Annotated in this window: 27 protein-coding genes; 10 read left to right on the top strand and 17 right to left on the bottom strand. The window is 69.5% G+C overall.

Features of this window, described 5'->3' with window-relative positions:
• Window positions 1–28: 28 nt before the first annotated feature.
• Window positions 29–436, bottom strand: a complete 408-nt coding sequence (locus tag ACZ6S0_RS12660) for a VOC family protein (RefSeq protein WP_465915915.1) — start codon at window positions 434–436, stop codon at window positions 29–31.
• Between the two features lie 54 nt (window positions 437–490).
• Here ACZ6S0_RS12660 and ACZ6S0_RS12655 point away from each other — a divergent pair, with 54 nt between their 5' ends.
• Together ACZ6S0_RS12655 and ACZ6S0_RS12650 are read left to right on the top strand one after the other, a co-directional pair.
• Entirely contained in the window at window positions 491–826 is a 336-nt protein-coding gene (locus ACZ6S0_RS12655; protein ID WP_465915913.1) for a hypothetical protein, read from the top strand.
• 133 nt (window positions 827–959) lie between these two features.
• Window positions 960–1,409, top strand: coding sequence for a hypothetical protein (locus ACZ6S0_RS12650; RefSeq protein ID WP_465915911.1), 450 nt, complete (start codon window positions 960–962; stop codon window positions 1,407–1,409).
• Window positions 1,410–1,486: 77 nt separating this feature from the next.
• On the opposite strand, the gene ACZ6S0_RS12645 is transcribed toward ACZ6S0_RS12650, so the two are convergent.
• Complete coding sequence (locus ACZ6S0_RS12645) at window positions 1,487–2,347, bottom strand: hypothetical protein (protein ID WP_465915909.1); 861 nt, start codon at window positions 2,345–2,347, stop codon at window positions 1,487–1,489.
• Window positions 2,348–2,757: 410 nt separating this feature from the next.
• Between ACZ6S0_RS12645 and ACZ6S0_RS12640 the strand changes: the two genes are divergently transcribed.
• Entirely contained in the window at window positions 2,758–2,958 is a 201-nt protein-coding gene (locus ACZ6S0_RS12640; protein WP_465915908.1) for a hypothetical protein, read from the top strand.
• A 156-nt stretch (window positions 2,959–3,114) separates the two neighbouring features.
• Here ACZ6S0_RS12640 and ACZ6S0_RS12635 read toward each other — a convergent pair whose 3' ends face one another.
• Window positions 3,115–4,278, bottom strand: coding sequence for an acyl-CoA dehydrogenase family protein (locus ACZ6S0_RS12635; protein WP_465915906.1), 1,164 nt, complete (start codon window positions 4,276–4,278; stop codon window positions 3,115–3,117).
• 125 nt (window positions 4,279–4,403) lie between these two features.
• Here ACZ6S0_RS12635 and ACZ6S0_RS12630 point away from each other — a divergent pair, with 125 nt between their 5' ends.
• The gene (locus ACZ6S0_RS12630; RefSeq protein WP_465915903.1) at window positions 4,404–5,717 is read left to right on the top strand and encodes a UDP-glucose dehydrogenase family protein; all 1,314 of its coding nucleotides are present in this window, start codon (window positions 4,404–4,406) and stop codon (window positions 5,715–5,717) included.
• 247 nt (window positions 5,718–5,964) lie between these two features.
• Window positions 5,965–6,486: an HAD domain-containing protein gene (locus tag ACZ6S0_RS12625; protein WP_465915901.1), complete on the top strand. Its 522-nt coding sequence runs from the start codon at window positions 5,965–5,967 to the stop codon at window positions 6,484–6,486.
• A 59-nt stretch (window positions 6,487–6,545) separates the two neighbouring features.
• Here ACZ6S0_RS12625 and ACZ6S0_RS12620 read toward each other — a convergent pair whose 3' ends face one another.
• From ACZ6S0_RS12620 to ACZ6S0_RS12610, 3 genes are all read right to left on the bottom strand, one after another.
• A complete protein-coding gene (locus ACZ6S0_RS12620; RefSeq protein WP_465915899.1) occupies window positions 6,546–7,433 on the bottom strand; it encodes a GNAT family N-acetyltransferase in 888 nt (295 codons plus the stop codon).
• 134 nt (window positions 7,434–7,567) lie between these two features.
• Window positions 7,568–8,044: a 5-(carboxyamino)imidazole ribonucleotide mutase gene (gene purE / locus ACZ6S0_RS12615; RefSeq protein WP_465916138.1), complete on the bottom strand. Its 477-nt coding sequence runs from the start codon at window positions 8,042–8,044 to the stop codon at window positions 7,568–7,570.
• Window positions 8,045–8,123: 79 nt separating this feature from the next.
• The gene (locus tag ACZ6S0_RS12610; RefSeq protein WP_465915897.1) at window positions 8,124–9,272 is read right to left on the bottom strand and encodes a 5-(carboxyamino)imidazole ribonucleotide synthase; all 1,149 of its coding nucleotides are present in this window, start codon (window positions 9,270–9,272) and stop codon (window positions 8,124–8,126) included.
• Window positions 9,273–9,515: 243 nt separating this feature from the next.
• Between ACZ6S0_RS12610 and ACZ6S0_RS12605 the strand changes: the two genes are divergently transcribed.
• A complete protein-coding gene (locus tag ACZ6S0_RS12605; RefSeq protein WP_344893341.1) occupies window positions 9,516–10,001 on the top strand; it encodes a GtrA family protein in 486 nt (161 codons plus the stop codon).
• Here ACZ6S0_RS12605 and ACZ6S0_RS12600 read toward each other — a convergent pair.
• The 8 genes from ACZ6S0_RS12600 to ACZ6S0_RS12565 all read right to left on the bottom strand — a co-directional run bounded on the left by ACZ6S0_RS12600 (window position 9,985) and on the right by ACZ6S0_RS12565 (window position 16,259).
• Window positions 9,985–11,265, bottom strand: coding sequence for an ATP-binding protein (locus tag ACZ6S0_RS12600; protein ID WP_465915895.1), 1,281 nt, complete (start codon window positions 11,263–11,265; stop codon window positions 9,985–9,987). The two genes, ACZ6S0_RS12605 and ACZ6S0_RS12600, sit on opposite strands and share 17 nt — an antisense overlap.
• 3 nt (window positions 11,266–11,268) lie before the next feature.
• Window positions 11,269–11,937: a response regulator transcription factor gene (locus ACZ6S0_RS12595; protein WP_043620820.1), complete on the bottom strand. Its 669-nt coding sequence runs from the start codon at window positions 11,935–11,937 to the stop codon at window positions 11,269–11,271.
• A 284-nt stretch (window positions 11,938–12,221) separates the two neighbouring features.
• Entirely contained in the window at window positions 12,222–12,707 is a 486-nt protein-coding gene (gene bfr, locus ACZ6S0_RS12590; protein WP_465915893.1) for a bacterioferritin, read from the bottom strand.
• Window positions 12,708–12,731: 24 nt separating this feature from the next.
• Window positions 12,732–12,908, bottom strand: a complete 177-nt coding sequence (locus ACZ6S0_RS12585; protein ID WP_465915891.1) for a (2Fe-2S)-binding protein — start codon at window positions 12,906–12,908, stop codon at window positions 12,732–12,734.
• 124 nt (window positions 12,909–13,032) lie between these two features.
• The gene (locus tag ACZ6S0_RS12580; RefSeq protein WP_465915889.1) at window positions 13,033–13,653 is read right to left on the bottom strand and encodes an MBL fold metallo-hydrolase; all 621 of its coding nucleotides are present in this window, start codon (window positions 13,651–13,653) and stop codon (window positions 13,033–13,035) included.
• Complete coding sequence (locus tag ACZ6S0_RS12575) at window positions 13,653–14,738, bottom strand: S-(hydroxymethyl)mycothiol dehydrogenase (protein WP_465915887.1); 1,086 nt, start codon at window positions 14,736–14,738, stop codon at window positions 13,653–13,655. The genes ACZ6S0_RS12580 and ACZ6S0_RS12575 overlap by 1 nt, the downstream gene beginning before the upstream one ends.
• Before the next feature lie 80 nt (window positions 14,739–14,818).
• Complete coding sequence (locus ACZ6S0_RS12570; protein ID WP_465915885.1) at window positions 14,819–15,331, bottom strand: PH domain-containing protein; 513 nt, start codon at window positions 15,329–15,331, stop codon at window positions 14,819–14,821.
• A 106-nt stretch (window positions 15,332–15,437) separates the two neighbouring features.
• Complete coding sequence (locus ACZ6S0_RS12565; RefSeq protein WP_465915883.1) at window positions 15,438–16,259, bottom strand: biotin--[acetyl-CoA-carboxylase] ligase; 822 nt, start codon at window positions 16,257–16,259, stop codon at window positions 15,438–15,440.
• 128 nt (window positions 16,260–16,387) lie between these two features.
• On the opposite strand from ACZ6S0_RS12565, the gene ACZ6S0_RS12560 reads away from it, so the two are divergent.
• On the top strand, window positions 16,388–17,467 hold the full coding sequence (locus ACZ6S0_RS12560; protein WP_465915881.1) for an epoxide hydrolase family protein: 1,080 nt from the start codon (window positions 16,388–16,390) through the stop codon (window positions 17,465–17,467).
• A 24-nt stretch (window positions 17,468–17,491) separates the two neighbouring features.
• Here ACZ6S0_RS12560 and ACZ6S0_RS12555 read toward each other — a convergent pair whose 3' ends face one another.
• The 3 genes from ACZ6S0_RS12555 to ACZ6S0_RS12545 form a co-directional block, all read right to left on the bottom strand.
• Window positions 17,492–20,068, bottom strand: coding sequence for a phosphoenolpyruvate carboxylase (locus tag ACZ6S0_RS12555; protein WP_465915879.1), 2,577 nt, complete (start codon window positions 20,066–20,068; stop codon window positions 17,492–17,494).
• A gap of 113 nt (window positions 20,069–20,181) precedes the next feature.
• Window positions 20,182–21,768, bottom strand: a complete 1,587-nt coding sequence (locus tag ACZ6S0_RS12550) for a hypothetical protein (RefSeq protein WP_465915878.1) — start codon at window positions 21,766–21,768, stop codon at window positions 20,182–20,184.
• Window positions 21,769–21,815: 47 nt separating this feature from the next.
• Window positions 21,816–22,592, bottom strand: a complete 777-nt coding sequence (locus tag ACZ6S0_RS12545) for an ABC transporter ATP-binding protein (RefSeq protein ID WP_465915875.1) — start codon at window positions 22,590–22,592, stop codon at window positions 21,816–21,818.
• Between the two features lie 36 nt (window positions 22,593–22,628).
• Between ACZ6S0_RS12545 and ACZ6S0_RS12540 the strand changes: the two genes are divergently transcribed.
• The 3 genes from ACZ6S0_RS12540 to ACZ6S0_RS12530 all read left to right on the top strand — a co-directional run bounded on the left by ACZ6S0_RS12540 (window position 22,629) and on the right by ACZ6S0_RS12530 (window position 25,485).
• Complete coding sequence (locus ACZ6S0_RS12540) at window positions 22,629–24,218, top strand: acyl-CoA carboxylase subunit beta (protein ID WP_465915873.1); 1,590 nt, start codon at window positions 22,629–22,631, stop codon at window positions 24,216–24,218.
• Window positions 24,215–24,436 carry an acyl-CoA carboxylase epsilon subunit gene (locus ACZ6S0_RS12535; RefSeq protein ID WP_465915872.1) on the top strand — a complete coding sequence of 74 codons (222 nt, stop codon included), beginning with the start codon at window positions 24,215–24,217 and terminating at the stop codon, window positions 24,434–24,436. Before ACZ6S0_RS12540 ends, ACZ6S0_RS12535 begins: the two co-directional genes overlap by 4 nt.
• A 107-nt stretch (window positions 24,437–24,543) precedes the next feature.
• A complete protein-coding gene (locus tag ACZ6S0_RS12530) occupies window positions 24,544–25,485 on the top strand; it encodes an NYN domain-containing protein (RefSeq protein WP_344893383.1) in 942 nt (313 codons plus the stop codon).
• Window positions 25,486–25,631 lie beyond the last annotated feature (146 nt).

The following is a 25,631-nucleotide window of genomic DNA, read 5'->3' as shown; positions in this document are numbered from 1 at the left end:
CTTCACCCCAGACACGAGCGAGCCGCCTTCAGGGGGCCGCCACCAGCTCCACCTCGAACCCGTCCCCATCCTCCAGGTAGGCGGCGTAGTGCCGCTCCCCACCCGCCCACGGATGCCGGTCGGGGAACATCAACGTCCACCCGTACGCGGGCGCCTGCCCGGCCAGCTCGTCGACCCGCGCACGGCTCCCCGCGTGGAAGGCCAGATGGTTCAGCCCCGGACGACACCGGTCGTGCCGCGCCTCGGTGAGCGCGGGCGACTGCTCGACCACGATGTACGTCGCCCCCAGCCGCCAGCTCCGCCCGTACTCCCAATCCTGGTGGAGCGCGTACCCGAGCGCCTCCAGCAGCCACTGCCAGCCGGCCGTGGCCCGCCACAAGTCGGGGACCCAGATCTCGACATGGTGCAACAAACCAGTTGCGTGCTCCTCACTCATGAAGGGACCCTACGACGGCCGCTCCCACCGAACGGACCCAGGAGGTCCCGCGCCATGGCGATCCCCAAGAAGGGCGCACGCCCCATCACCGTCGACGGCACCGGCTACCGCTGGCGCATACGCCACAAGCCGACCCACTGCCAGGGGGAGGGTTGGGGACCCATGACCTTCGCCGTGCAACGGGCCGAGTCACCTGGCCGCGTCCTCCTCGTCTCGCTGCCCCGCTCGCGTCCGGACGCCTGGCTGGGCGAGCGCACGACCGCCGTACGCCCGGCGCTCGTGGCGGCGACCATCCGCCGGGCCCGCACGGGCGGCTGGGACCCGTCGCAGGCCGGCAACGCCTTCGAACTGACCCTGACCGACGACGACCTGACCGACCTGCCCACGTAGGAGGTCCCGTCCTTCCGGAGATGACACGGACCGGCCGGGTGCCCACCCGCTCACAGGCTTCTCACATCAGCTCTCGCTACTCTGACGCTCCCGCGGAACGGCGACCGGGCACGACCGGAACTTGGAGGCGGCTGTGACAATGCCGAAGAAGGGCTCGCGGCGCATCAGCGTCGACGGCACCGACTACCGCTGGCGGGTCAGCAACAGCCCGTCCCACAGGGGCGGCACGTGGAACCCGATCAGCTTCGCGGTCGAGCGAGCCGAGCAGGCGGGAGGCGTTCTCACGGTCTCGCTCCCCTTCGCCCGGCCGGACAACGGGTTCGGAGCGCGAACGATGGCCATCCGTCCCGTCCTCGTCAGCGGGTGCGTCCGGCGAGCCGTCGAAGCAGGATGGGACCCGCGGCGGCCGGGCTCACCCTTCACCCTCGACGTCACCGAGGACGACCTGACCGCGCTCCTCGGCGAACGACCCCGCTACCTGATCCCGTTCCTCTGGGGCCTGATCCCCGAGGGCGGCAGCATCAAAGACCTCCCACGAGCCGTCCAGATCTGGCCCAGAGACGACACCCCCTCCGACCGGTAACACCCATCTCTTGTCGAGGCCGAGTACGAGGGAGACGAACTGTCCGCTGTTCCGGATGGGGCCGTCAGCGTTCCCTGCTACAGCCACGCCTCATCACGAGGATCGACTACGGCGAGATCATCGGCACCGGCGCCGGCGGATGCCTGATTGAGGCTCCCCACGGAACTTTCCGCCTGCATGGCAGCGATGAAGAAGTCCTTCGAACCTGCCCTGCCCGCCTTCTTGTACTTGATGGCCAGTTCGTATGCCGCGTTGACCAACTGGAGACCTTGCAGTCGTAGAGCGGCGGCTTCAGGGACCTTGCCCATGGCCTTGCCCTTCCAGAGGGACGCCTTGTCGCGCCAGTACGCCACCTCCTCCGGATCCGCGCCGCCACTCTCCAGGCCGACGGCCTCGCATGCCAACAACACGGCTACCTCGTAGGCAGCCTGCGCATCTCCCCCCTCGGCGTGCTTGAGTCGTCGGCTGCCCAGACGACCCCAGCTACCGGGGATCCGTCCATCTGGCAGGGTGGTCCTCCGTGAAGGACCTTCTCCAGGAGCCGGGTCCAGGACATCACCGGTGACCTGGTCGTCCGCGGGTTCCCCACTGTGGCCAGGTGTCGTGGCATACGCCTGCGACGCGGATAAGCGACCCTCCTCGTCCTCCTTTGCGGCCTGCCAGAGCTGACCGAACTCCCTCACCAGGGACTCCTGGGGAGCGATGTCGAGATTGGACTTGGTGGCGATGCGGTGGCACACGACCACCAGCGTGCGTACAAGCAACCAGTCGGGAGTCCTCTTGGACTTCCCGCTGATCAGGTCGCAGGCGGTGGCTCGTGGCAGATGCCGAAGCCATTCACTGTTCTTCTCGTCAGCCTCGGCGATGATGCGCTCGGCCTCCCTGGAGAGCGTCTGATATGACGGCTGCCCCGCTTCGACGTAATACAGCTTTCTCATCCGCGTCGCGAGCAACGCTAGGCGGGTACCGCCTGGGCTGGCTCCATTCATGATCCAACCTGTTCAGGATCGTGTGCCCATAGTGGGCGGAAGAGGATAGGCCGAGGTGAAGGAAGGTGCACTCCACCCTTAGGCCCGAGAAGTAACTATGGTCCCACAGGTCAGGCTCGTGGATGTTCACCACGCCATGGGCGGCATACCCAAATTGGTCTAATAGCAGCGAAGCTTCCGGATGCGTCCGATTACATCCGAAGCATGCGCCCGTTCATCCGGAGGGGACTCGGTCGCATCCGGATTTGATCAACGCTAAGTATGCAGGACTTACGCTCTGCTACTCGTACTGTCATGAATGTCCACACAGCGCCCAGACGCAGCAAATGCTGGGCCATCACCCAAGAGGGGAACAAGGCGTGAGCAAGGCAAACCTCATTTGGTGGGCCGTCGCAGGCGTCCTGATCTCACTCTTGATCGGCGTCATCGGCGCCTTGCTCGCCCTGGGCAACGGGGACGCGATCCCCGAAGCCATCATCTTCGGCGCGCAGGCCGCCGGGGGATGCGCGGGACTATGGATCGCAGCCACCGCTGCCATACATACGGTGCTCAAACGGTAGGCCGCAATCGCGTCACGCATATATGGCAGACAGCAGTCCGCTCTGCCCGCTCCGTAATCCACGGATCGGGTAGGGAAAATGATCATTTGGCTTCGCGCCAAGCTGAGACACCCTCGCTTGCGGTCTCCGGCAAGCGGGGGTATCACAGGCCGCAGGCTATTTGAGGAGTTGCCGGGCCATCACCATTCTCTGGATCTGGTTGGTGCCCTCGTAGATCTGGGTGATCTTGGCGTCTCTCATCATGCGCTCGACCGGGAAGTCCTTGGTGTATCCGTACCCGCCGAGCAGTTGCACCGCGTCCGTGGTGATCTCCATGGCGGCGTCCGAGGCCGCGCACTTCGCCGCGCTCGACAGGTACGTGAGGTCCTTCTGGGGTTCGCCGTTCATCGCCCGGTCGGACTTGGCCGCCGCGTGGTACGTGAGCTGCCGGGCCGCCTCCAGCTTCATCGACATGTCGGCGATCATGAACTGCAGGCCCTGGAAGTCGGCCACCGGGCGGCCGAACTGCTTGCGTTCCTTGACGTAGCCGATCGCGAAGTCCAGTGCCCCCTGCGCGATGCCCAGAGCCTGGGCGGCGATGGTGACGCGGGTGTGGTCGAGGGTGGCCAGGGCCGTCTTGAAGCCGGTGCCGGGCGCCCCGATCAGGCGGTCGGCCGGGATGCGGACGTTGTCCAGGATGACCTGGCGGGTGGGCGAGCCCTTGATGCCGAGCTTCTTCTCCTTGGGACCGAAGGAGACGCCTTCGTCAGACTTCTCCACCACGAAGGCGGAGATGCCGCGCGCCCCTGCCGACGGGTCCGTGACGGCCATCAGCGTGTAGTACTCCGACACACCGGCGTTGGTGATCCACATCTTGGTGCCGTTGAGCACGTACGAGTCCCCGTCGGCCACCGCCCGCGTCCGCATGGCCGCCGCGTCCGAGCCCGCCTCCGGCTCCGACAGCGCGTACGAGAACATCGCCTCCCCCTTCGCCACCGGCGCCAGATAGCGGCCCTTCAACTCCTCGGAGGCGGAGAGCAGAAGGGGGACCGTGCCGAGCTTGTTGACGGCGGGGATCAGGGAGGACGAGGCGCAGGCGCGCGCCACCTCCTCGATCACGATCACGGTGGCCAGCGCGTCCGCCCCGGCGCCGCCGTACTGCTCAGGCACGTGTACGGCATGCAGGTCGGACGCCACCAGCGCCTTGTAGACGTCCCAGGAGAACTCCTCGGTCTCGTCGATCTCGGCGGCGTGCGGCGCGATCTTCTCGTCGGCCAGGGCCCGGACCGTCTCCCTGAGCATGTCGTGCTCTTCGGCGGGCGCGTAAAGAGGGAAGCTCATGCATCGAATACTAGGACGTCCGAGCATCTTGTTACCAGCCGGTACGGTTTGCGAAGAGGTGCAGGTGGCACGTAGGAGGTAGCAAAGGCCGGTAACATGCCTGCGCGATCGAAAGGAGCTCACTCGTGCCATATCGCCTCACGGTGATCGGGACCGGATACCTGGGCATCACGCATGCGGCGTGCATGGCGGATCTCGGATTCGACGTCCTGGGCCTCGACATCGATGCCGACAAGATCCGCCGGTTGAACGCAGGCGAGCTCCCCATCCACGAACCCGGCCTCGAACCGGTCCTCCGCCGCGGCCTCGATTCCGGCAGGCTCCGCTTCACCACCTCATATGAGGAGGTCGCCGCCTTTGGCGACGTGCACTTCGTCTGCGTCGGCACCCCGCAGAAACGCGGCGAGTACGCCGCGGACGTCACCTACCTCGACAACGCCATCGAATCGCTGGCCCCGCTCCTCGACCGCCAGTGCCTGGTGGTGGGCAAGTCCACGGTGCCCGTCGGCACCGCCGAACGGCTGGCCGACAAGCTGGCCCGGCTCTCACCCGCCGGTGGCGCGGCCGAGCTGGCCTGGAACCCCGAGTTTCTGCGGGAGGGATTCGCCGTCGAGGACACCCTGCACCCCGATCGCATCGTCCTCGGCGTACGCTCCGAGCAGGCGGAGAAGATGCTGCGCGAGGTGTACGAGCCGCTGGGCGAGATCCCGATCGTGGTGAGCGACTTCGCCACCGCCGAGCTGGTCAAGACGGCCGCCAACGCCTTCCTGGCCACCAAGATCTCCTTCATCAACGCCATGGCCGAGGTCTGCGAGGCCGCGCACGCCGACGTCGAGCTGCTGTCGGAGGCCCTGTCGTACGACGACCGCATCGGCGGCCGCTACCTCAACGCCGGGCTCGGCTTCGGCGGCGGCTGCCTGCCCAAGGACATCAGGGCCTTCATGGCACGGGCCGGTGAGCTGGGGGCGGACCAGGCGCTGACGTTCCTGCGCGAGGTGGACGCCATCAACATGCGCCGCAGGACCCGCATGGTCGAGCTGGCCAGAGAGCTGGCCGGCGGCTCCTTCCACGGGTGCACGGTGGGCGTGCTGGGGGCGGCGTTCAAGCCGAACTCCGACGACATCCGCGACTCCCCCGCCCTCGACGTGGCCGTCACGATAGGGCAGCAGGGCGGACAGGTCACCATCTACGACCCGATCGCGCTCGGCAACGCTCGCAAGGCTCACCCCGAGCTGAACTACGGCGAATCGGCCATCGACGCGGCTCGCGGGGCGCACGTGGTGTTGCTGCTCACGGAGTGGCAGGAGTTCTTGCAGCTCGACCCCGACGAGCTGGGGGCCGTGGTCGCCACCCGGCGCATCGTGGACGGGCGCAACGCGCTGAACGCCGAGATGTGGCGGTCAGCCGGCTGGCACTACCGCGCCCTCGGCCGCCCCTGACCTCCGGTTCCACCCCGGAAACGGCCTCGCTCCGCCTCCGGAAGCCCCCTCGCCCCGCCTCCTTGAGCCGCCCCTCGCCTGGCCTGTTTCAGCCCGCTCGTCCGATCCCCGGACTGCCCGCGATCAGGCGCCTCATCGGACGGGCCCCGTCGTTCGAGCGCGCTGACGCGGAGGGCTGATTCGAGCAGACCTGACCCGCTGGTGGAGGAAGCCAAGAAGGTCATCGCCGGATGGGAGACTGAGAGCCGTGGCTGACGACCTCCGTCCCCTGATCTTGTTGGACGTCGACGGTGTCCTGAACCCTTGGCACAGGCAGGGCCCCACATGGCTGAGCGTGGAAGCCGTCTGCGACGGCGTCGCCTTCCCTGTGGTGCTCAACCCCGAGCACGGGCCGATGCTGCTGCAACTCTCCCACGAGACCGGAGCCGAACTTGCGTGGGCGACCACCTGGGTCGAGCACGCGAACCGGGAGATCGGACCCCGGATCGGGTTGCCCGAACTACCGGTGATCCCCGTCAACTCCGGATCCTCCGCACCTCGCGTCCATCCGAAGACGCCGCCCGTCGCCGCCTACGTCAACCGCAGGCCGTTCGTATGGTTCGACGACGACCTCGAACGCGCCGACCGTCAGTACCTGAAATCTCACGACAACGTGGGCGCCTTCCGCGTCATCGACGTCGGCCCACGGCGAGGACTCCGTGATCTGCACGTCGAGCGGGCGGCGGAGTGGCTGACGTCCCTGGACGGCAAGGAGCGATCTGGTGGCTGACGACCTCCGGCGGCGCCGTACTGGCCGGTCCTCACGACGCGCCCGCGGCCAGGAGGCCGCTACACCGGGTGGCGTACCCACTGGGTGAGCAGGGGGCGGTAGCCGCGGCGGGCCCAGAACGGGGTCGAGAACGGGTTCGGCAGCGCGTGGTGGAGCAGCAGGGACGACACCCCCTCCGCCGCCGCATGGCCGTGGGCCACGTCCGCGAGCGCCGGTCCCACACCCCGGCCGCGCGCCGACGGCTCGACGTACATGACCCCCAGGTACCCCACCGGCGAGTCGTTCACGACGTCCGAGATCCAGCCCGACCGGGCGGGCGGCTCCACGACGACGCACCCCACGGGCTCGCCGTCCACCTCGGCCAGCCAGCACCACTGGTGCGGCAATACCTCGGCCACCACCGACTCCCTGATGCGCTCCCCGGTGGACGCCCTCTCCGTTACCCAGCCGAACTGGGCGTCATAGGCCACCAGCCGTTCGTACATCCGCACCAGCGCCTCCAGGTCGTCCGCGGTGGCGGGACGGATGGCGAAGGAGGAGGTGGCCGGGGCGGGCGGCCGGACGCGGTGGACTGCCACCACGGTGATGGGGGCGAAGCCGCGTACGGCCAGCGCCCTGACGGGGACCGTGTCACGGCTCGGCCACGACACGCTCAGCGCCTCGCCGGGCGCGTCACCGCGGGTCCGGGCGAGCCAGCGGTCGAGGAGCGCCCCCAACGCGGCCTCCGGGTCGGGACCCGCGACCCTCGCCCGCAGCCGGTGCACGACCAGCGGGGACCAGGTGGCCTGCAGGCTGTCGGGGTCGATCCGGTCCACCGAGGCCAGGCCGACGGCGTCGGGGGCTTCGAGTAATTCGTCCTGGTCTTTGGCCGGAAGGTCGTCCTGACCGGCGACGAGCGGGTCCATGGCGTTCACGCGAGCGGCGTGGCCGTTGATCGGGTCGTCCATGGCGGCACCCTAACCGCAGGAATGCCCAGGAAAAAAGCGTCTCCCAACGGGCCCCTCATCGACGACAAGCGCCATCGACCAGACCGTCCGGTCAGGCCCGCCGCCCAGCTCAACCACCCCAGAGCCCGGCCGCGTCAGAGTTCGGCGGCCTCGGCGCGGAGTTTCTCGCCCTTGGCGTACGCCTGCTCCTTCAACCGCCCCTGGAACTCCACCATCCGCTCACGCAGCCCGGCGTCGGAGGCGGCCAGGATGCGTACGGCCAGCAGCCCCGCGTTACGGGCCCCGCCGACGGCCACGGTGGCGACCGGCACCCCGGCAGGCATCTGGACGATCGACAACAACGCGTCCATCCCGTCGAGGTATTTCAACGGCACCGGCACCCCGATCACCGGGAGCGGGGTGACGGAGGCCAGCATGCCGGGCAGATGGGCGGCCCCGCCCGCGCCGGCGATGATCACCTGGAGGCCCCGGGAGGCCGCCCGGGTGCCGTATTCGATCATCTCGACCGGCATGCGGTGCGCCGACACCACGTCGGCCTCGAACGGGACCCCGAACTCGGCGACCGCCTCGGCCGCGGCCTTCATCACCGGCCAGTCGGAGTCGCTCCCCATCACGATGCCGATCGTCACAGCGCCTCCTTCTCCGGAGCCGCGGCGGCGGCGCACCCGGCCGGTCGTCGGCTTCGGTCTCTCACGTGTACTCCCCGGTCATGAGGTAGACGGCGGCGTGGCGGGCGCGGGCGCGCACGTCGTCGAGGTTGGAGCCCAGGGCCGTCACGTGGCCGATCTTGCGTCCTGGGCGCACCTCCTTGCCGTAGAAGTGCAGCTTGATGCCCGGGTCGTGGGCCATCACGTGCTCGTAGCGCTTGAACAGGTCGGGATCGTCGCCCCCGAGCAGGTTGGCCATCACGACGACCTGGGCCGTCATCCGCGGCGTGCCGAGCGGGAGGTCGAGCACGGCCCGCAGGTGCTGCTCGAACTGGGAGGTCGTCGAGCCCTCGATCGTCCAGTGACCGCTGTTGTGCGGGCGCATGGCCAGCTCGTTGACCACCAGCCCCCTGGACGTCTGGAACATCTCCACCGCCAGCAGCCCGGTCACCCCCAGCTCGTCGGCGATCTTGAGCGCGATGCGCTGGGCCTGGGCGGACTGCTCGGCGTCGAGGCCGGGCGCGGGGGCGATGACCTCGACGCAGATGCCGTCCTGCTGGACGGTCTCCACGACGGGGTAGCTCACGCCCTGCCCGTGCGGCGAGCGGGCGACCAGCACCGCCAGCTCCCGCTCGAACGGCACGAACGCCTCGGCCATCAGCTCCACCCCGGTCGCGAACGCCTCCGCGGCCTCGTCGGGCGTGCGGCACACCCACACGCCCCGGCCGTCGTAGCCGCCGCGCACCGCCTTCAGCACCACCGGCCAGCCGTGCTCGGCGGCGAAGCCCGTCACGTCGTCGGCGGACGCGACCCGCGCCCACGCCGGGCACGGCGCGCCGATCGCGGTGAGCCGCTCGCGCATGACGGCCTTGTCCTGGGCGTGCACGAGGGCGTCGGCCCCCGGGCGCACGACGTGGCCGGCCGCTGCCAGGGCCCTGATGTGCTCGGTCGGCACGTGCTCGTGGTCGAACGTGATCGCATCGCAACCCTGGGCGAACTCGCGGAGGTCGCCAAGATCACGGTAGTCTCCGACGCGCGTGTCGACGACGACCCGGGCGGCGCTCTCCTCGGGGTTGCCGGCCAGCACCCGCAGCTCGACGCCGAGCGCGATGGCGGGCGGCTGCGTCATCCTGGCGAGCTGGCCCGCGCCGACGATGCCGACGACCGGCCCGATGGGGTGGTAGGAACTCACGCCTGGTGAGCTTACCGGGACGGTACGACTTCCCCCGACGCACCCACGACACCCGCCCCCGGCACCGCCCCTGACGACGGCGCCACCGCAGCGTAATGCCGCCGTAACGGCCATACCGGTCATAGGACGATATTTATGGAAGCGTTCTTTGCTGGGTATGTTCATACGTCTGACACCCGGGCTACATCGCCCCCGGTACGCTAGGGAGGTCCGGCTCGACAAAGGAAGGGACCGAGCAGAGACGTGGACGTCGCCAAACGCCTCTACCAGCGGTTCTCGTCCCTTGTGCATGAGCTCGCCAAGTTCGGCAGCATCGGGGCCATCGCGTTCGTGATCGACACGGGGTTGCTCAACTTCTGCAACGTCGTGCTCGATCTGGGGCCGATGACGTCCAAGGTCGCGGCCACGACGGTCTCCACCACGTTCGCCTATCTGGGCAACCGCTTCTGGACCTTCCGCGACCGCGAGCAGAGTGGGCTGGGCCGCGAATACTTCCTGTTCTTCCTGCTCAACGGCATCGCACTGCTGTTCGGCGTGCTGACGATCGGCTTCGCCACCTACACGCTCGGCCTCGACGACCCGCTCAGCCTCAACATCGCCAACATCGTGGGCGTGGGGTTCGGCACGCTGTTCCGCTACTGGTCGTACAAGAAGTGGGTGTTCCTGGAGGCCACCGAGCCGATCCCGGTGGAGCTGCCCGAGACCGGCGGGGTCAGGCCGGACCGCTGACCACCCGGTTCCTGCCGCCGTCGTCCTCGGCGGGCCGCAGGAAGATGGCGAACGTCGCCGGCCGCCGCAGCACCAGTTCCAGCCGTCCGCCGTCGGCCGCGGCCAGCGCGCGGGCCAGCGTCAGGCCGAGCCCGGTGCCTCCGCCGCCGCTGACGTTCCGCTCGAAGATCTTGGGGGCGATCTCGTCGGCGATGCCGGGGCCCTCGTCCGCGACCTCGATCACCACGTAGTTCTCGCCGCAGGTCGTGGTGACGGTGACGGGGCCGCCGCCGTGCCGCAGGGAGTTCTCCAGCAGCGAGGCGACCACCTGGCCGAATCCGCCGGTGGTGGCCATGGCCTTCAGCCCTCGGGTGCCTTCGAGGCGCAGGATGCGTCCCGCGTCCCGGAAGACCGGCTCCCATTCGGTGATCTGCTGGATGATCACCTCGTCGACCGCGACCGGCTCGGCCTGGGCGTGGCGCTGGCGGCGGGCGGCGGCCAGCAGCTCGTCGATCACGGCGGTGAGCCGCTCGGCCTGGACGATCGCCGCCTCGCCCTCCTCGCGCACGGTCTCCGGCTCGTCGGAGGAGGCCACGATCTCCTCCAGGCGCATGGTGAGGCCGGTCAACGGGGTGCGGAGCTGGTGGGAGGCGTCGGTGGCGAACTCCCGCTCACGGGTGAGCAGGTCGGAGATACGGGTGGCGCTGCGGTCGAGCACCTGTGCCACGCGGTCGAGCTCGGGGATTCCGTAGCGGTGCTTGCTCGGACGCGCGTCCCCCGAGCCCAGCCGGTCGGCGATCTTCGCCAGGTCCTGCAAGGGCAGCGTGAGCCGCCGTGACTGCACCACGGCCAGGCTCACGGCCACCGCCAGCGCGGCGACGGCCAGGGCCACGATGAGCAGCAGACGAGCCCGTACGTCCTGCTCGACCTGGTCACGGTCGCGGCTGATCCGTACGTAGACCCCGGTGTTGGTCTGGGCGTCCTCGGTCATCAGGTGACCGGACGGCGGGGGCTCGCCGACGACGGTCACCCTGAGAGGGGTTCCGCGTTCCCAGATCTGGATGAACCGGCCCGGGTATTTCTGTTCCAGTTGCTGGGGGTCGAGCGGCGTCTCCTGGACGCGGGCATACTCCACCTCTCCCACGAGACGCTTGGCTTCCGCCCCGAGCTCCTGAGCCGCCTCATCGACGATCAGACGGCTGACGACGACGCCCAGGGGGACCCCCAGCAGCAGGACCGCGATTACCGCGACGACCAGGGTGGAGGAGAGCAGTCGGCGGCGCATCTCCTACTCGCGCTCGAACCGGAAGCCGACCCCCCGGACGGTTGTGATGTAGCGCGGCTTGGCCGCGTCGTCGCCGAGCTTGCGCCTCAGCCAGGAGATGTGCATGTCGAGTGTCTTCGTGGAACCCCACCAGTTGGTGTCCCAGACCTCGCGCATGATCTGTTCGCGGGTGACGACCTTGCCGGCGTCGCGGACCAGGACGCGCAGCAGGTCGAACTCCTTCGTGGTCAAGTGCAGCTCTTTCTCCCCCATCCAGGCGCGGCGTGAGTCGGCGTCGATGCGCACGCCCTGGACGACCGGGGTCTCGGAGGTGCCGCGCCGCAGCAGCGCGCGCACCCTGGCGAGCAGTTCGGCCAGCCGGAACGGCTTCGTCACGTAGTCGTCGGCGCCGGCGTCGAGGCCGACTACGGTGTCGACCTCGTCGACACGGGCCGTGAGTATGAGAACCGGAGTGCCGTGGCCCTCCGCGCGGATTCGGCGGGCGACCTCGAGGCCGTCCATTTCAGGCAGGCCAAGGTCAAGGACAATGAGGTCGATGCCGCCCGATAGCGCCCTTTCCAGGGCTTGTGGGCCGTCGGGACTCACCTCGACCTGATAGCCCTCGCGGCGCAACGCGCGCGCGAGCGGCTCAGAAATCGAGGTGTCATCCTCGGCGAGAAGTACGCAGGTCATGAAGCGATCGTAGGACCTTAGGCGATCGTTTCCCGGGCACAGCGCGCGGTTTGACTCGTCGTTGACCTATCCATTGACCTGGGCAAACACGAATAAAATACGGTACGTCGCGATTAAAACGCCCGCGCCACCGGCCCAGGATTCATCGGACGATCATTCCCGCCCGGATGGCCCCGCTGCTCCGCCTGCCCGCGTTTCCCCCAGAATCGCCCGAATCCGGGTACGTCAGGGAATGTCGCTCAACGCGCCGACACGGGACCGACACGAGGCCGATCCGGCGCCGGTCAGTCGTCCGTGGACGGTGGCTCGGCGTAGCGGGCCAGGTAGAGCTGCTCACCGAGGCTGCGAATGAGCCCCAGCTCGGTCTCCAGGTAGTCGATGTGCTCTTCTTCGTCCTGGAGGATGTCCTCGAAGATGTTCGCCGAGGTGATGTCGCCCTTCTCCCGCATGAGCTGAATCGCCGGGCGCAACCGGTGCACCACCGACAGCTCCACCTCGAGGTCGGCCTTGAGCTGCTCTTCGACGGTCTGGCCGATGTGCAGCGTGCCCAGGCGCTGGTAGTTGGGCAGGCCCTCCAGGAAGAGGATGCGATCGGTCAGGCGCTCGGCGTGGCGCATCTCGTCGATCGACTCGTAGCGGGTGTGCTCGGCGAGCTTGGTGTAGCCCCAGTTCGCCTGCATCTTGGAATGCAGGAAGTACTGGTTGATCGCGGTCAGCTCCGCGGTCAACTGCTCGTTGAGCAACTCGATGATCTGCTTGTCGCCCTGCATAACGGGCCCCTCGTCGCTATCCGGCTATGCGGTCGTCAGTTCTTCAGACCGTTTCAGGATCGCACAGATCTTCCGTACACAACGGGCACAGTCACCACCGGCACCAGTGGTGTCGCGAATCTGCTTCGCACTCGTCGCCCCAGCGGCGATGCAGTCGTGCACGTCGTTCTCCGTCACGGCACGACAAACGCATGCGTACATCCGGGGACTTACCTCTCGCGAAGGGGCGGCACCTTTGGGTGCTTTTAGGTTAGGCACACCTAAAGTAGCCCACTTCGGTAAGGCTTGCCTATGTTGGGTGGGTCACACTCCCCTGTCCACGCCCTCAGTGGCCGCGGGCGATCCATTCCTCCAGGTGCGGCGCCTCCGCGCCCACCGAGGTCGAATCGCCGTGCCCGGTGTGGACGACGGTCTCCGGCGGGAGGGTGAGCAGCCGTTCCCTGATCGAGTCGATGATGGTCCCGAACGAGCTGTGCGAACGGCCGGTCGCCCCCGGCCCGCCCTTGAACAGGGTGTCACCGCTGAACAGCGCCCCCAGGTCGGGAGCGTACGCGCAGACCGCCCCCGGCGAGTGGCCGGGCGTGTGCAGGATCTGCAGCCCGATCCCGCCGACCGTCAGCTTCTCGCCGTCGTCCAACGGCTCGTACGCGACCTCAGGCCCGTACACCTGCTCCCACAGCACCTGGTCGGCCGGGTGCAGCCGGATCGGCGCCCCCGTCCGCTCGGCCAGGTCACGGGCGGCGTTGATGTGGTCGTTGTGCGCGTGGGTGCAGACGATGGCCCTGACCGCGCGCCCGCCCACCCGCTCGGCGATCGCCGCAGCGTCGTGGGCGGCGTCGATGACCACGACCTCGCGGGCGTCGCCGACGAGCCAGACGTTGTTGTCGACGTCCCAGGTGCCGCCGTCGAGGGAGAACGTGCCCGAGGTGATGACGCGGTCGATCATCAGAAGACCACCACCGAACGCAGCACCTCGCCGCGGTGCATCTTGGCGAACGCCTCCTCGACCTGGCCGATCCCGATCGTCTCGGACACGAACTTGTCCAGCGGCAGCCGGTTCTGCAGGAACAGGTCGATGAGCACGGGGAAGTCGCGGGAGGGCAGGCAGTCGCCGTACCAGGAGGACTTGAGCGCGCCGCCGCGGCCGAAGACGTCGAGCAGCGGGAGTTCGAGGCGCATCTCCGGCGTCGGCACGCCGACCAGCACGACCGTGCCGGCCAGGTCGCGGGCGTAGAACGCCTGCTCGTACGTCTCGGGCCGGCCCACCGCCTCGATGACGACGTCGGCGCCATGACCGCCGGTCAGGTCTCTGATGGCCTCGACCGGGTCGCTCTCACGCGAGTTGACCGTGTGGGTGGCGCCGAAACCCTTGGCCCACTCCAGCTTGCGGGCGTCCACGTCGACCGCGATGATCTTCGCGGCCCCGGCCAGCGACGCGCCCAGGACCGCCGCGTCACCCACGCCGCCGCAGCCGATGACCGCCACGCTGTCGCCGCGCGTGACCCCGCCGGTGTTGATCGCCGCGCCGAGGCCCGCCATCACGCCGCACCCCAGCAGGCCCGCGACCTCGGCCGGAGCCTCGGCCGAGACCTTCGTGCACTGGCCGGCCGCCACGAGCGTCTTGTCGAGGAACGCGCCGATGCCCAGCGCAGGGGACAGTTCGGTGCCGTCGGCGAGGGTCATCTTCTGCCGGGCGTTGTGGGTGGCGAAGCAGTACCACGGGCGGCCGCGCAGGCAGGCACGGCACTGGCCGCACACCGCGCGCCAGTTGAGTATCACGAAGTCGCCGGGCTCGACCTCCGTGACGCCGGGGCCGACCGCCTCGACGACCCCCGCCGCCTCGTGGCCGAGCAGGAACGGGTAGTCGTCGCTGATCCCGCCCTCCCGATAGTGCAGGTCGGTGTGGCACACGCCACAGGCCCGCACGTCGACCACCGCCTCGCCCGGACCCGGGTCCGGGACGATCACCGTCTCGAGGGAAACTTCCTGACCCTTGCCTCGGGCGACGACGCCCTGCACTTCGTACGGCATGCCAGTCATCTTGTGTCAGGAGGATGATCTCCGCAAGACATGGGGCCGCACCGCGCCGGACCCGCCTCGGTGAGACCGCCTCAGCGGCCGTCGACCTCGCCGTCGGAGGCGTCCTCCACCAGCCGGAACAGGTCGGTGCGGACGTCCTGGATCCTCGGGATGTCGCGCAGCACGATCTCGCCCCGGTCGCCCGCGGACTCGACGGTCAGCGTGCCGCAGCCGAGCAGCCGCTCGGCGAACGTCTGGTCGGAGCTCACCGTGTTGACCTTCGTGATCGGGATCTCGTCGGTCGACTTGTTGAGCACCCCCGTGCTGATCGTGAAGCGGTGCGTGGTGAGCACGTAGCCGGTGTTCTTCCACTGCAGGTACGGCACGAACGACCAGATCGTCAGCAGGACGAGCCCGAGGACGACGACGGCGATCCGGGCGTGGACGGAGTAGTCGAAGTCGCTCGGGATGAAGTAGATCGCCGCGCCCGAGACCGCGGCGATGAGGACCAGCGCGATCAGGGGGACGACGAGCCGCTTCCAATGGGGGTGGAAGGACCGCACGCGCCGCTCACCCTGCGTCAGATGGTGGTCGGGAATGGTCATGACCCAAATCGTGCCACCATCGCCGCCCGGCTGCCACGGCACCGCGAAAACGCCACCGGTTCGGGCCGGACGCCCGTCCCTGTGACTGGTCGATCCGTCCCTGTGGCTAGTCGATCGCGCGTACGTGGACGACGTCGCCCACGCTCAGCGTGTAGCGCTCGCCCTCCGCCTCCACCTGGAGGTGGCCGAAGCGGTCGATGCCAGTGGCCAGCCCGGTCACCGACTGCTCCCCCGGCAGCTCCACGCGTACCTGTCGCCCGACCGTGGCGTTGGCGGCGAGGTAGGCCGAGCGCAGGCCGGACGCCTCAGCGTCGCCCATGGCCGCGGTCCAGTCGCGGTAGTGGCCCTCGATCTCCCTGAGCACGGCCCGCAGCAGCGGGTCGCGGTCGGTGCAGGCCGCCTTCTCGATCTCCAGTGACGTGGCGGTCTCGACGGGCAGCTCGCCGGGCCTGAGCGTGACGTTCATGCCCATGCCGATGACGACGGCGTCGTCCGCCCGCTCGGCCAGCACCCCGGCCAGCTTGCGCTCGCCGATCAGCAGGTCGTTGGGCCACTTGAGGCGTACGTCGACCTCGGCCAGGCGGCGGACGGCGGAGGCGGCGGCGACGCCGTACAGGAGGGAGAGCCAGCCCTGCGCGGCCAGGGGCACGCGCGGCCGGAGCAGGATCGAGAACGTCAGGCCCGAGCGGGGCGGCGCCACCCAGACGCGCCCCAGCCGCCCGCGGCCCGCCTCCTGCGCCTCCGCCACCAGCACCGTGCCCTCGGGGGCGCCTTCTGCGGCGGCCCGCGCCAGGTCGGCGTTCGTGGAGCCGGTGCTGTCGACGACGGTGACACCGGTCCACAGCGAGCCAGGACGCACCAGGGCGCGGTTGAGTGCCGCCTCCGAGAGCGGAGGCCGGTCGAGGTCGGAGTAGCGTGAGTCGGGCATCCCCCCATCCTCGCAGGCGGGAGGGCGGAGCGACGTGTCCGCGTCCCGGTTTTGAGTGGAATAAAGCATTCCGTTCTGATACTCTGGAACCAGAACGAAGCGTTCCGATCCACAAAGAGGAGCTTCCGATGAGCACCGTCACGCCCTTCCGCATCGAGATCCCGCAGAGCGACCTCGACGACCTCCGCGCCCGTCTCGCCCTGACCCGCTTCACCGACGAGATCTCCGGCGCCGAGCAGGGCGTGAGCGTCGAGCGGGTCAGGCGCCTGGTCGGCCACTGGCGCGACGGGTTCGACTGGCGGGCCCTGGAGGCCAGGCTCAACGCCTACCCGCAGTTCACGACCGAGATCGACGGCCAGAACATCCACTTCTTCCACGTACGCTCGAGCAACCCCGACGCGCTCGCCCTGATCCTCACCCACGGCTGGCCCGGCTCGATCGTCGAATACCTCGACGCCATCGAGCCCCTGTCGCGCCACTTCCACCTGGTCATCCCGTCGCTGCCGGGCTACGGCTTCTCCGGGCCGACGCGCGAGCTGGGCTGGAACAACCAGCGCATCGCCAAGGCGTGGGCCGAGCTGATGGCCAGGCTCGGCCACGAGCGCTACGGCGCGGTCGGCAACGACGCCGGCTCGATGATCTCTCCGGAGATCGGCAGGATCGACCCGGAGCACGTCGTAGGCGTGCACGTCACCCAGCTCTACTCGTTCCCGTCGGGCGACCCGGCCGAGTTCGCCGACCTGAGCGAGGAGGACCAGGCCGGGCTGGCCGTGCTCGACTGGTTCTGGAAGGAGAAGGGCGCCTTCAACGTGCTGCACTCCCAGCAGCCGCAGACGCTCGCGCACGCGATCGCCGACTCGCCCGCCGGGCTCCTCGGCTGGCTGGCCCAGCTCTTCGACGACGACCTGGACGACGACTTCGTGCTGGCCAACGCGGCCGTCCACTGGTTCACCGGGACGGCCGGCTCGGCGCTGCGGCTGTACTGGGAGAACGCCCGCGCCGAGCAGCCCAAGGAGCCCACCACCGTGCCGACCGCGCTGGCCATGGGCGAGGGCGACTTCAGGTCGATCCGCCGCTTCGCCGAGCGCGACCACGCGAACCTCGTCTCGTGGAAGACGCTCCCGGCCCCCGCCCGCGGCCACTACACGGCGCACACCGCCACCGAGGCGCTCACCTCGGACATCGTCTCCTTCTTCGAGAGCCGGTAGCCCCGGCGGTGGCGGCCCGGAGCGTCAGCCGGTGTTCTGCAGCCCGGCCGCCACCCCGTTCACCGACAGCAGCAGCAACGTGGAGAGCCGGTCGCGCTCCTGCTCCGACGGGTTGCCGGTGCGCAGCGCGCGCAGGGCCCGCAGTTGGAGGTGCGACAGCGCGTCCACGTACGGGTCGCGGAGCTGGACGGCGCGCGAGAGCACCTTGCGGTTCTCCAGCAGCCGGGTGTGCCCGGTGACCTGCAGGACCAGCTCGCGGGTGCGGTCGTACTCCTCCAGCACCTGGCGGCCGAAGTCGTCCCTGCCGCCCAGCGCCAGGTAGCGCTTGGCGATCGAGCGGTCGGTCTTGGCCAGTGACATCTCCGCGTTGTCCAGCATCGCGTTGAACAGCGGCCACTCCGCGTACGCCGCCCGCAGCTCGTCGAGGGAGTCGACCGCGGCCAGGCCGGTGCCGAGGCCGTACCAGCCGGGCAGGTTGACCCGGGTCTGGGCCCAGGCGAACACCCACGGGATCGCGCGCAGGTCGTCGAGTGAGCGCGGCGCGCCGAGCCCGCGACGGGCCGGGCGCGAGCCCAGCCGCAGCGCGCCGATCTCCTCCAGCGGGCTGACCAGGCCGAACCACTCGGGGAAGCCCGGCGCCTCGGTCAGCCCTCGGTACGCCTGCTCCGAGGCCGTGGCCACCTGCTCGGCCAGGCCGCGGAACCGTTCGGCGGCGCTCGCCGTGCGGGCCCCGACCGTGGGCGAGGAGGCCAGCAGCACGGCGTTGGCCACCTGCTCCATGTGGCGGCGCGCGATGGCGATGTGGCCGTAGCGGGCGAAGATGACCTCGCCCTGCTCGGTGACCTTGAACCGGCCCGCGACCGAGCCGGGCGCCTGGGCCAGCACGGCCCGGTTGGCCGGACCGCCGCCCCGGCCCAGTGCGCCGCCACGGCCGTGGAACATGCGCAGCTTCACGTCGTGCTCGGCGGCCCAGGCGGTCAGCTCTTCCTGCGCCTCGTAGAGCCGGAGCGTGGCGGCCGCGGGGCCCAGCTCCTTGGCCGAGTCGGAGTAGCCGAGCATGATCTCCATGCGCCGTCCGGTGTCGGCCAGCCGCCGCTGGACCTCCGGGATGTCGAGCATGCCGGTCAGTACGCGCGGCGAGTTGGCCAGGTCCTGGCCCGACTCGAACAGCGGCACCACGTCGAGCACCGGCGCACGGTCGCCGAGGGCGTGGCGGGCCAGCTCGTACACGGCCGCGACGTCGTCGGCGGACCGGGTGAAGGAGACCACGTAGCGGGAGCAGGCCGTGACCCCGAAGCGCTCCTGGATCCAGCCGATCACCCGGATGGTGGCGAGCACCTCCTCGGTGCGCTCCGACGGCTCGCCGCCGGCCCGCAGCTCCTCGAGGGCCGCCGCGTGCACCTGAGAGTGCTGGCGCACCTCCAGCTCCGCCAGGTGGAAGCCGAACGTCTCCACCTGCCAGATGAGGTGCTGCAACTCGCCGTACGCCTGCCGCGGCGCCGAGGCGGCCAGCGACTCCTGCGCCAGCCGCAGGTCGGCCAGCAGCTCGGCGGGCGAACGGTAGGCCAGGTCGAGATCGCGGCGGTGGGTGGCGGCGATGCGCGCGGCCACGAACAGCAGCCACTGCCGGTGCGGCTCGCGCGGCGAACGGGTGGCCAGCTCGGAGACCACGTCGGGATGGGCGTCGACGGCCGCCGCCAGCGCCCTCTTCAGCTCGGCCGAACGGGGCGCGAACTGGGCGGAGGCGGTGAGCGTGCGCGCGATGCGCGTGCAGGCGGTCTCCAGGGCGCTCAGCACGTGCTCGGACTGGATCTGGACGGTCTCGCGGGTGACCTTGGAGGTGACGTTCGGGTTGCCGTCGCGGTCGCCGCCGATCCAGCTCCCGTAGCGGATGAAGGCCCTGGCCACCGGGGGACGGGTGCCGGTGCCCTCGTCGAGCGCGGCGTCGAGCAGGCGGTAGACCTGCGGCACCATGCGGAACAACGTCTCGTCGAAGGCGGCCATGGCGGTGCGCACCTCGTCGAGCGGGTCGAGCTTGGTCGAGCGGAGCTGGGCCGTACGCCACAGCAGGTCGATCTCCTCCAGCATGCGGCGCTTGCTCTCGGCGCGCTCGGAGGCCCCGCGGCCAGGGGTGTTGTACTCGGTGAGCTGGCCGCTGACGCGCTGGATGGCGGTGACGACGGCACGTCTGCGCGCCTCGGTGGGGTGCGCGGTGAGCACCGGGTGCAGCTCCAGGCCGTCCACCAGCTCGGTGACGCGCTCGTGGCCCAGCTCCTGCACGGCCTGCGCCAGCGACTCGCGCTGCACCGCGCCCTCCGCGTCACGCTCGCGCAGCGTACGGATGCGGTAGTGCTCCTCGGCCAGGTTGGCCAGGTGAAAGTAACAGGTGAACGCGCGGGCCACCGCCACGGCCCGCTCGATCTCCCATCCGGCGATCATTTCGGTGATCACGTCGGCCGAGATCTCGCCCCTGCGGGCGGCGATGACGGCCTTGCGCAGCCGTTCGACGTCGGCCAGCAGGTCCTCGCCCCCCTGCTCGGCCAGCACCTGGCCGAGCAGTTTGCCGAGCAGGCGCACATCGTGGCGCAGCTCGTCCGGCATCTCGGTTACGGCGACACTTCGACGCTCAAACCCCTGGTCAATCATGTTTCGAAGGGTATCGAGTCGATTCCGGGCGCCGTAGACGGGTCTCAGTAATTGGACTAGACCACTGGTCAGGTGCCCTTCGACACCTCCGCGAGCAACTCCGGCATACGTGCGAAGCCGATCCTGGCGGCCAGCCGCCGCCCCAGCACCTCCGCCAGCAGGCCATAACCGGGCGCCAGCACGCAGACCCAGGTGAGCCCGAACATCAGCGGCAACACGAACGGCAGCACGAGCGCCCCGATGCCCAGCGCGCCGCCCATGGCCGAGGCGAACGCCTGCCCGCCCTGGCCGGGAGCGGCCCCGGTGAAGGCGTTCACCCGCTCCGGCACCGTGTACGGCAGCACCACGCTGGTCACCGAGCCGACCCCGAGCCCGATGCCCAGCGCGCCCCACCCGGCCAGCGCCGCGGGCAGGATCGCGCCGGGATGGCCGGTGAACAGCCCGGTCGCCACGGCGACGGCGGCGAGCAGCGGCACCGCGACCAGCGCGTTGGCCAGATGGCGACCGGCCAGGTCGGTGGACAGGCCGCGTTCGGAGCCGAAGACGACGGCGTTCATCCACAGCGAGCGGCCGTCGATGCCGAAGGCGTTGCCCGACTGCAGCGCCATCATCAGCGCGCCGATGGTGGTCAGCACGATGGGCGTGCCAGGCCCGACCCCGCCCTCGCCCGCGTTGCTCAGCGAGACCGACAACACGACCGTCACCACGACGGCGCTGAACCACCCCACGCGGAAGCGGGGCTCGCGCCTCATGTACTTCAGCTCCTTGGTCACCACGGCGGCCAGCGGCCCGTCGGGCAGGAACCGGTCGGTCAGCCCGCTCTGCCTGCGCACGGAGGCGGCCTGGGTGGAGCCGTCGGGCGTGACCAGGGCCCGGCTCAGCGCCTTGATCCACAGCCAGGCCAGCGCCACCGCGAACAGCGCCACCAGCGCCACCTCACCCAGCGCGACGAGGCCGCCGTCGCCGATCGCGTGGGCCATCATGCCGGGCGGGGTCCACCTGAGCACGGCGGCCGTCCTGTGCAGCATGGCCGCGGGGTCGCCGAAGCCGGAGTTCATCAGCAGGTTGGGGAGCTGGACGAGCACCACCACGAGCAGCGCCGCCACGGCCAGCACGTCACGGCCGCGCCGAGTGCGCAGCACGCTCGACAGCACGGTGGTGACCAGCCTGGACGCCACCAGGCACAGCGCGAACTGCAGCAGCACGGCCAGGATCCCGATGATCAACCCGCCGAGGCCGTAGGCCAGCCCGACCAGGGCGCCGAACGTGGCGACCAGCATCGCCACCGGCCACACGCCGGTCGCCGACGCGGTGAACATGCCGACCGCCAGCCGCCGCGTGTCCAGCGGGAACAGCGCCAGCTTCGCCGGGTCGAGCGTGTCGTCGAGGCCGAAGGCCAGCAGCGGCACGGTCATCCAGCCGAGCAGCAGGAGGAAGAAGAACACGGTCACGAGCGAGAGCGCGACCTGGGGCGGCGCCAGCCGCAGCAGGCTCATCAGGAAGAAGCCGAGCACGGCCAGGCCCGCGGCGGCGAGGAGGGTGAAGACGAAGCCGAGCTTGCGCTGGAGGTCGCCGCGCAGGCTCCCGGCCATCAGGCGCAGCTTGAGCCGCGCGAAGAGCGTCACCGTGCCCAGGAGGCTCAAGGGGGCCGTCATGCCTGTGGGGCCACCGTGACCAGGTCGGCGCGCACCGGACGGCGTGCTCACGACTCCGCCCGCGGCTTGGCGCCGAGCCAGCTCAGGCCCGTCTCGCCGCTGCCCGGCGCCCGGCCGACGAGTTCGAGGAACGCCTGGTTGAGGCTGCGCCCACCGCGTACGTCGGCCAGCGGCCCCTGCGCCACGATGTGCCCCGCGCTCATCACCGACACCCAGTCACACAGGCGCTCGACCAGGTCCATCACGTGGCTGGAGAAGATCACGGTGGAGCCGGAGGCGGTGAAGCGCCGGAGCACCTCGGTCAGCGTGTCGGCGCTGACCGGGTCGACGCCCTCGAACGGCTCGTCGAGGAAGAGCACCGACGGGTTGTGCAGCAGCGCGGCGGCCAGGCCGATCTTCTTGCGCATGCCGGTGGAGTAGTCGACGACGAGCTTGTCGGCGGCGCCAGTCAGGTCCATCACGGCCAGCAGCTCGCCCGCGCGCTGCTCGACGTCGGCCTTGGGGATGCCGCGCAGCCTGCCGTTGTAGAGCAGCAGCTCGCGCCCCGACAGGCGCTCGAACAGCCGCAGCCCCTCGGGCAGCACGCCGATGCGCGCCTTGACCTCGACCGGATCTCGCCAGACGTGGAACCCGTCCACCTCGGCCGAGCCGCCGTCGGGACGGAGCAGCCCGGTGATCATGCTCAGGGTGGTCGTCTTGCCCGCGCCGTTGGGACCCACCAGCCCGGCGAAGCTCCCCGCCGGTACGACGAGGTCCACACCCGCGACGGCGATCTGCTGCCCGTATCGCTTGAGCAGGCCATGGGTGCGCACGGCGTCCGTCATGGAACCACTCTAGGAGGAGGGGTTAGCCTTGCGCGCATGAGCACAGCCGCGGAACCGCAACCGGAAGAGCGCGACCTCCACACCACCGCCGGGAAGATCGCCGACCTGGAGCGGCGGCTGGAGGAGGCCGCGCACGCCGGGTCCGCGGCGGCCGTCGAGAAACAGCACGCCAAGGGGAAGATGACCGCCAGGGAGCGGGTGCTGGCGCTGCTGGACGAGGGCTCGTTCGTCGAGTTCGACGAGTTCGCCAGGCACCGGTCCTCGCTGTTCGGGCTGGAGCGGCGGCGGCCGTACGGCGACGGGGTGATCACCGGGCACGGCACGGTCGACGGCCGGCAGGTGTGCGTGTTCTCGCAGGACGTGACCGTGTTCGGCGGCTCGCTCGGCGAGGTGTACGGCGAGAAGATCGTCAAGGTGCTCGACCTGGCGATCAAGACCGGCTGCCCCGTCATCGGCATCAACGAGGGCGGCGGCGCGCGTATCCAGGAGGGCGTGGTCGCGCTCGGCCTGTACGCCGAGATCTTCAAGCGCAACGTGCACGCCTCGGGCGTGATCCCGCAGATCTCGCTCATCATGGGCGCCGCGGCGGGCGGCCACGTCTACTCCCCCGCGCTGACCGACTTCGTGGTGATGGTGGACCAGACGTCGCACATGTTCATCACCGGGCCCGACGTGATCAAGACGGTGACCGGGGAGGAGGTCACGTTCGAGGAGCTGGGCGGGGCACACGCGCACAACTCCAAGTCGGGCGTGGCCCACTACCAGGCCGCCGACGAGCAGGACGCGCTCGACTACGTCAAGGCGCTGCTGTCGTACCTGCCGTCGAACAACCTGGACGAGGCGCCGGTGTTCGAGGCCGCCGACGACCTGGCGCCCGATCCCGGGCTCGACGAGGTGATCCCCGACTCGGCCAACCAGCCGTACGACATGCACCGGGTGATCGAGCACGTGCTGGACGACGGGGAGTTCCTGGAGGTCCACGCGTTGTTCGCGCCGAACGTGGTGGTCGGGTACGGCCGCGTGGACGGCCGGCCGGTGGGCGTCGTGGCCAACCAGCCCATGCATTTCGCCGGATGCCTGGATATCAACGCCTCCGAGAAGGCCGCCCGATTTATTCGAACATGTGATGCGTTTAATATTCCGATCCTGACTTTTGTTGATGTGCCGGGATTCCTTCCCGGCACCGATCAGGAATGGAACGGAATCATCCGCCGCGGGGCCAAGCTCCTGTACGCCTACGCCGAGGCCACCGTCCCGCTGATCACGGTCATCACCCGTAAGGCGTACGGCGGGGCGTACGACGTCATGGGCTCCAAGCACCTGGGCGCGGACGTGAACCTCGCCTGGCCCACGGCCCAGATCGCGGTCATGGGAGCACAAGGCGCGGTCAACATTCTGTATCGACGCGAACTGGCCGCCTCCGACGACCCCGACGCCGAACGGGCCAGGCTCGTCACCGAGTACGAGGACACGCTGGCCAACCCGTACATCGCGGCGGAGCGCGGTTACGTGGACGCGGTGATACGGCCATCCGAAACCAGGCCCCAGGTCGTCAGGGCGCTGCGGGCCCTGCGGAACAAGCGGGCGACGCTGCCCCCCAAGAAGCATGGGAACATCCCGCTATGACGGCACATCTGCGTATTGTCCGGGGCGATCCGACGCCTGAGGAGATCGCGGCCCTGACGGCCGTACTCGCCGCGCGGGCCGCCGCCCGAACCGCCACTCAAGCCGAAGCGGAGACTTCTCCGATACCCCGAAGCCAAACGTGGCGAAACCCGGCTAGAGCTATGCGTAAGCCTATCGTCCCAGGGAAGTCGGCATGGCGGATGAGCGCACTACCCTAGATAGATCCTGAGAATCGGGTGTCAAGTTCCCCGGGAGTTGGGACTATCTAGAGAAAGTAGGCGTATATAGTCAGCCGATCAACTAACACCGCGGCCTGGAGGACGACATGGCCATCCCAGACCTCATGCCGCATCCTGTGGCAGCCAAGTACGCCGTCCTGGTGGATGTAGGTTATCTCTACGCCGCGGCGGGCGAAGTGCTGCTCGGTGCGAAGGAACGCAAGGAATATCGGGTGGCCGCCGATGAGCTCATCCAGAGTCTACAGAAACATGCAGAGGAACGTATTTCCGGCGAGCTTCTGCGGATCTATTGGTATGACGCAGCCCGTGACCGCGTGCCCACCGTCGACCAGCGGGTCATCGCCCAGCTTCCATGGGTCAAGGTGCGACTTGGCAACCTGAACGCCCGTGGCCAGCAGAAGGGCGTGGACGCGCAGATCCGGAGCGATCTGGAGGCACTGGCCAGGCATCACGCGGTCACCGACACGATCCTGTTGGCGGGCGACGAGGACATGGTCCCGGCGGTCGAGGCGGCGCAGGCGTACGGCGTGCGCATCCACCTCTGGGGCGTCGAGCCACCGTACGGCACCAACCAGGCCGAACGCCTGGTGTGGGAGTCCGACACCGTCGAAGTGATCTCCGCTGATTTCCTGAGGCCCTTTTTCAGCCGTGCTCCGCAACCCGTGCCGGTCGCGCCACCGGCCGCCGCCCCCTCGCCCGCCCAGGTCTTCGCCGGGCGCGCGCCCGTCAAACCGCACGCCAAGCCCGGCCAGGTCGCCAAGCTCGGGCCGAGCCGTCCGCGCGTGGAGGACGTGGGCGAGCACGTCGCCCAGAAGTGGATCCTCACCCGGGGCCGCGACAACATCCGCGACCTGCTGCCGGGGCCGATCCTGCCGACCGTGATCGACACCGAGCTGCTGATCGAGGCGGAGAAGGAGCTCGGGCACTCGCTGCGGCCCTACCCGGAGGCGCGGGTGTGGCTGCGCGACGGGTTCTGGGCCCGGGTCTACCGGGAGTTCGACCTGGGGGTCGGCGTCTCGTCGAAGTAGCGCCCGGACAGAGGACCTGGTCAGCGCACCCGGACAGAACACCCGGACAGAGCACCCAGGCAGCGCATCCGGACAGAGCGCCCGCGGGCCCACGCCACGCCCGCGGAGTGCTCCTCCCACCATGCCGGGGCCACCCCATGCGGGGG

Source organism: Nonomuraea sp. NPDC051298 (assembly GCF_055586305.1).
This window is presented reverse-complemented; position numbering and strand designations above follow the sequence as displayed.

What these genes read in the sequence shown, in the direction of transcription:
- ACZ6S0_RS12565 (WP_465915883.1), bottom strand. Translation starts at nt 16,259, where the DNA reads ATGCCCGACTCACGCTACTCCGACCTCGACCGGCCTCCGCTCTCGGAG.
- ACZ6S0_RS12595 (WP_043620820.1), bottom strand. Translation starts at nt 11,937, where the DNA reads ATGACCTGCGTACTTCTCGCCGAGGATGACACCTCGATTTCTGAGCCG.
- ACZ6S0_RS12580 (WP_465915889.1), bottom strand. Translation starts at nt 13,653, where the DNA reads ATGATCGACCGCGTCATCACCTCGGGCACGTTCTCCCTCGACGGCGGC.
- bfr (WP_465915893.1), bottom strand. Translation starts at nt 12,707, where the DNA reads ATGCAGGGCGACAAGCAGATCATCGAGTTGCTCAACGAGCAGTTGACC.
- ACZ6S0_RS12635 (WP_465915906.1), bottom strand. Translation starts at nt 4,278, where the DNA reads ATGAGCTTCCCTCTTTACGCGCCCGCCGAAGAGCACGACATGCTCAGG.
- ACZ6S0_RS12550 (WP_465915878.1), bottom strand. Translation starts at nt 21,768, where the DNA reads ATGACGGCCCCCTTGAGCCTCCTGGGCACGGTGACGCTCTTCGCGCGG.
- ACZ6S0_RS12570 (WP_465915885.1), bottom strand. Translation starts at nt 15,331, where the DNA reads ATGACCATTCCCGACCACCATCTGACGCAGGGTGAGCGGCGCGTGCGG.
- ACZ6S0_RS12545 (WP_465915875.1), bottom strand. Translation starts at nt 22,592, where the DNA reads ATGACGGACGCCGTGCGCACCCATGGCCTGCTCAAGCGATACGGGCAG.
- ACZ6S0_RS12530 (WP_344893383.1), top strand. Translation starts at nt 24,544, where the DNA reads ATGGCCATCCCAGACCTCATGCCGCATCCTGTGGCAGCCAAGTACGCC.
- ACZ6S0_RS12585 (WP_465915891.1), bottom strand. Translation starts at nt 12,908, where the DNA reads ATGTACGCATGCGTTTGTCGTGCCGTGACGGAGAACGACGTGCACGAC.
- ACZ6S0_RS12575 (WP_465915887.1), bottom strand. Translation starts at nt 14,738, where the DNA reads ATGCCGTACGAAGTGCAGGGCGTCGTCGCCCGAGGCAAGGGTCAGGAA.
- ACZ6S0_RS12535 (WP_465915872.1), top strand. Translation starts at nt 24,215, where the DNA reads ATGACGGCACATCTGCGTATTGTCCGGGGCGATCCGACGCCTGAGGAG.
- ACZ6S0_RS12655 (WP_465915913.1), top strand. Translation starts at nt 491, where the DNA reads ATGGCGATCCCCAAGAAGGGCGCACGCCCCATCACCGTCGACGGCACC.
- ACZ6S0_RS12560 (WP_465915881.1), top strand. Translation starts at nt 16,388, where the DNA reads ATGAGCACCGTCACGCCCTTCCGCATCGAGATCCCGCAGAGCGACCTC.
- ACZ6S0_RS12660 (WP_465915915.1), bottom strand. Translation starts at nt 436, where the DNA reads ATGAGTGAGGAGCACGCAACTGGTTTGTTGCACCATGTCGAGATCTGG.
- ACZ6S0_RS12540 (WP_465915873.1), top strand. Translation starts at nt 22,629, where the DNA reads ATGAGCACAGCCGCGGAACCGCAACCGGAAGAGCGCGACCTCCACACC.
- purE (WP_465916138.1), bottom strand. Translation starts at nt 8,044, where the DNA reads ATGGGGAGCGACTCCGACTGGCCGGTGATGAAGGCCGCGGCCGAGGCG.
- ACZ6S0_RS12600 (WP_465915895.1), bottom strand. Translation starts at nt 11,265, where the DNA reads ATGCGCCGCCGACTGCTCTCCTCCACCCTGGTCGTCGCGGTAATCGCG.
- ACZ6S0_RS12555 (WP_465915879.1), bottom strand. Translation starts at nt 20,068, where the DNA reads ATGCCGGACGAGCTGCGCCACGATGTGCGCCTGCTCGGCAAACTGCTC.
- ACZ6S0_RS12620 (WP_465915899.1), bottom strand. Translation starts at nt 7,433, where the DNA reads ATGGACGACCCGATCAACGGCCACGCCGCTCGCGTGAACGCCATGGAC.
- ACZ6S0_RS12645 (WP_465915909.1), bottom strand. Translation starts at nt 2,347, where the DNA reads ATGAGAAAGCTGTATTACGTCGAAGCGGGGCAGCCGTCATATCAGACG.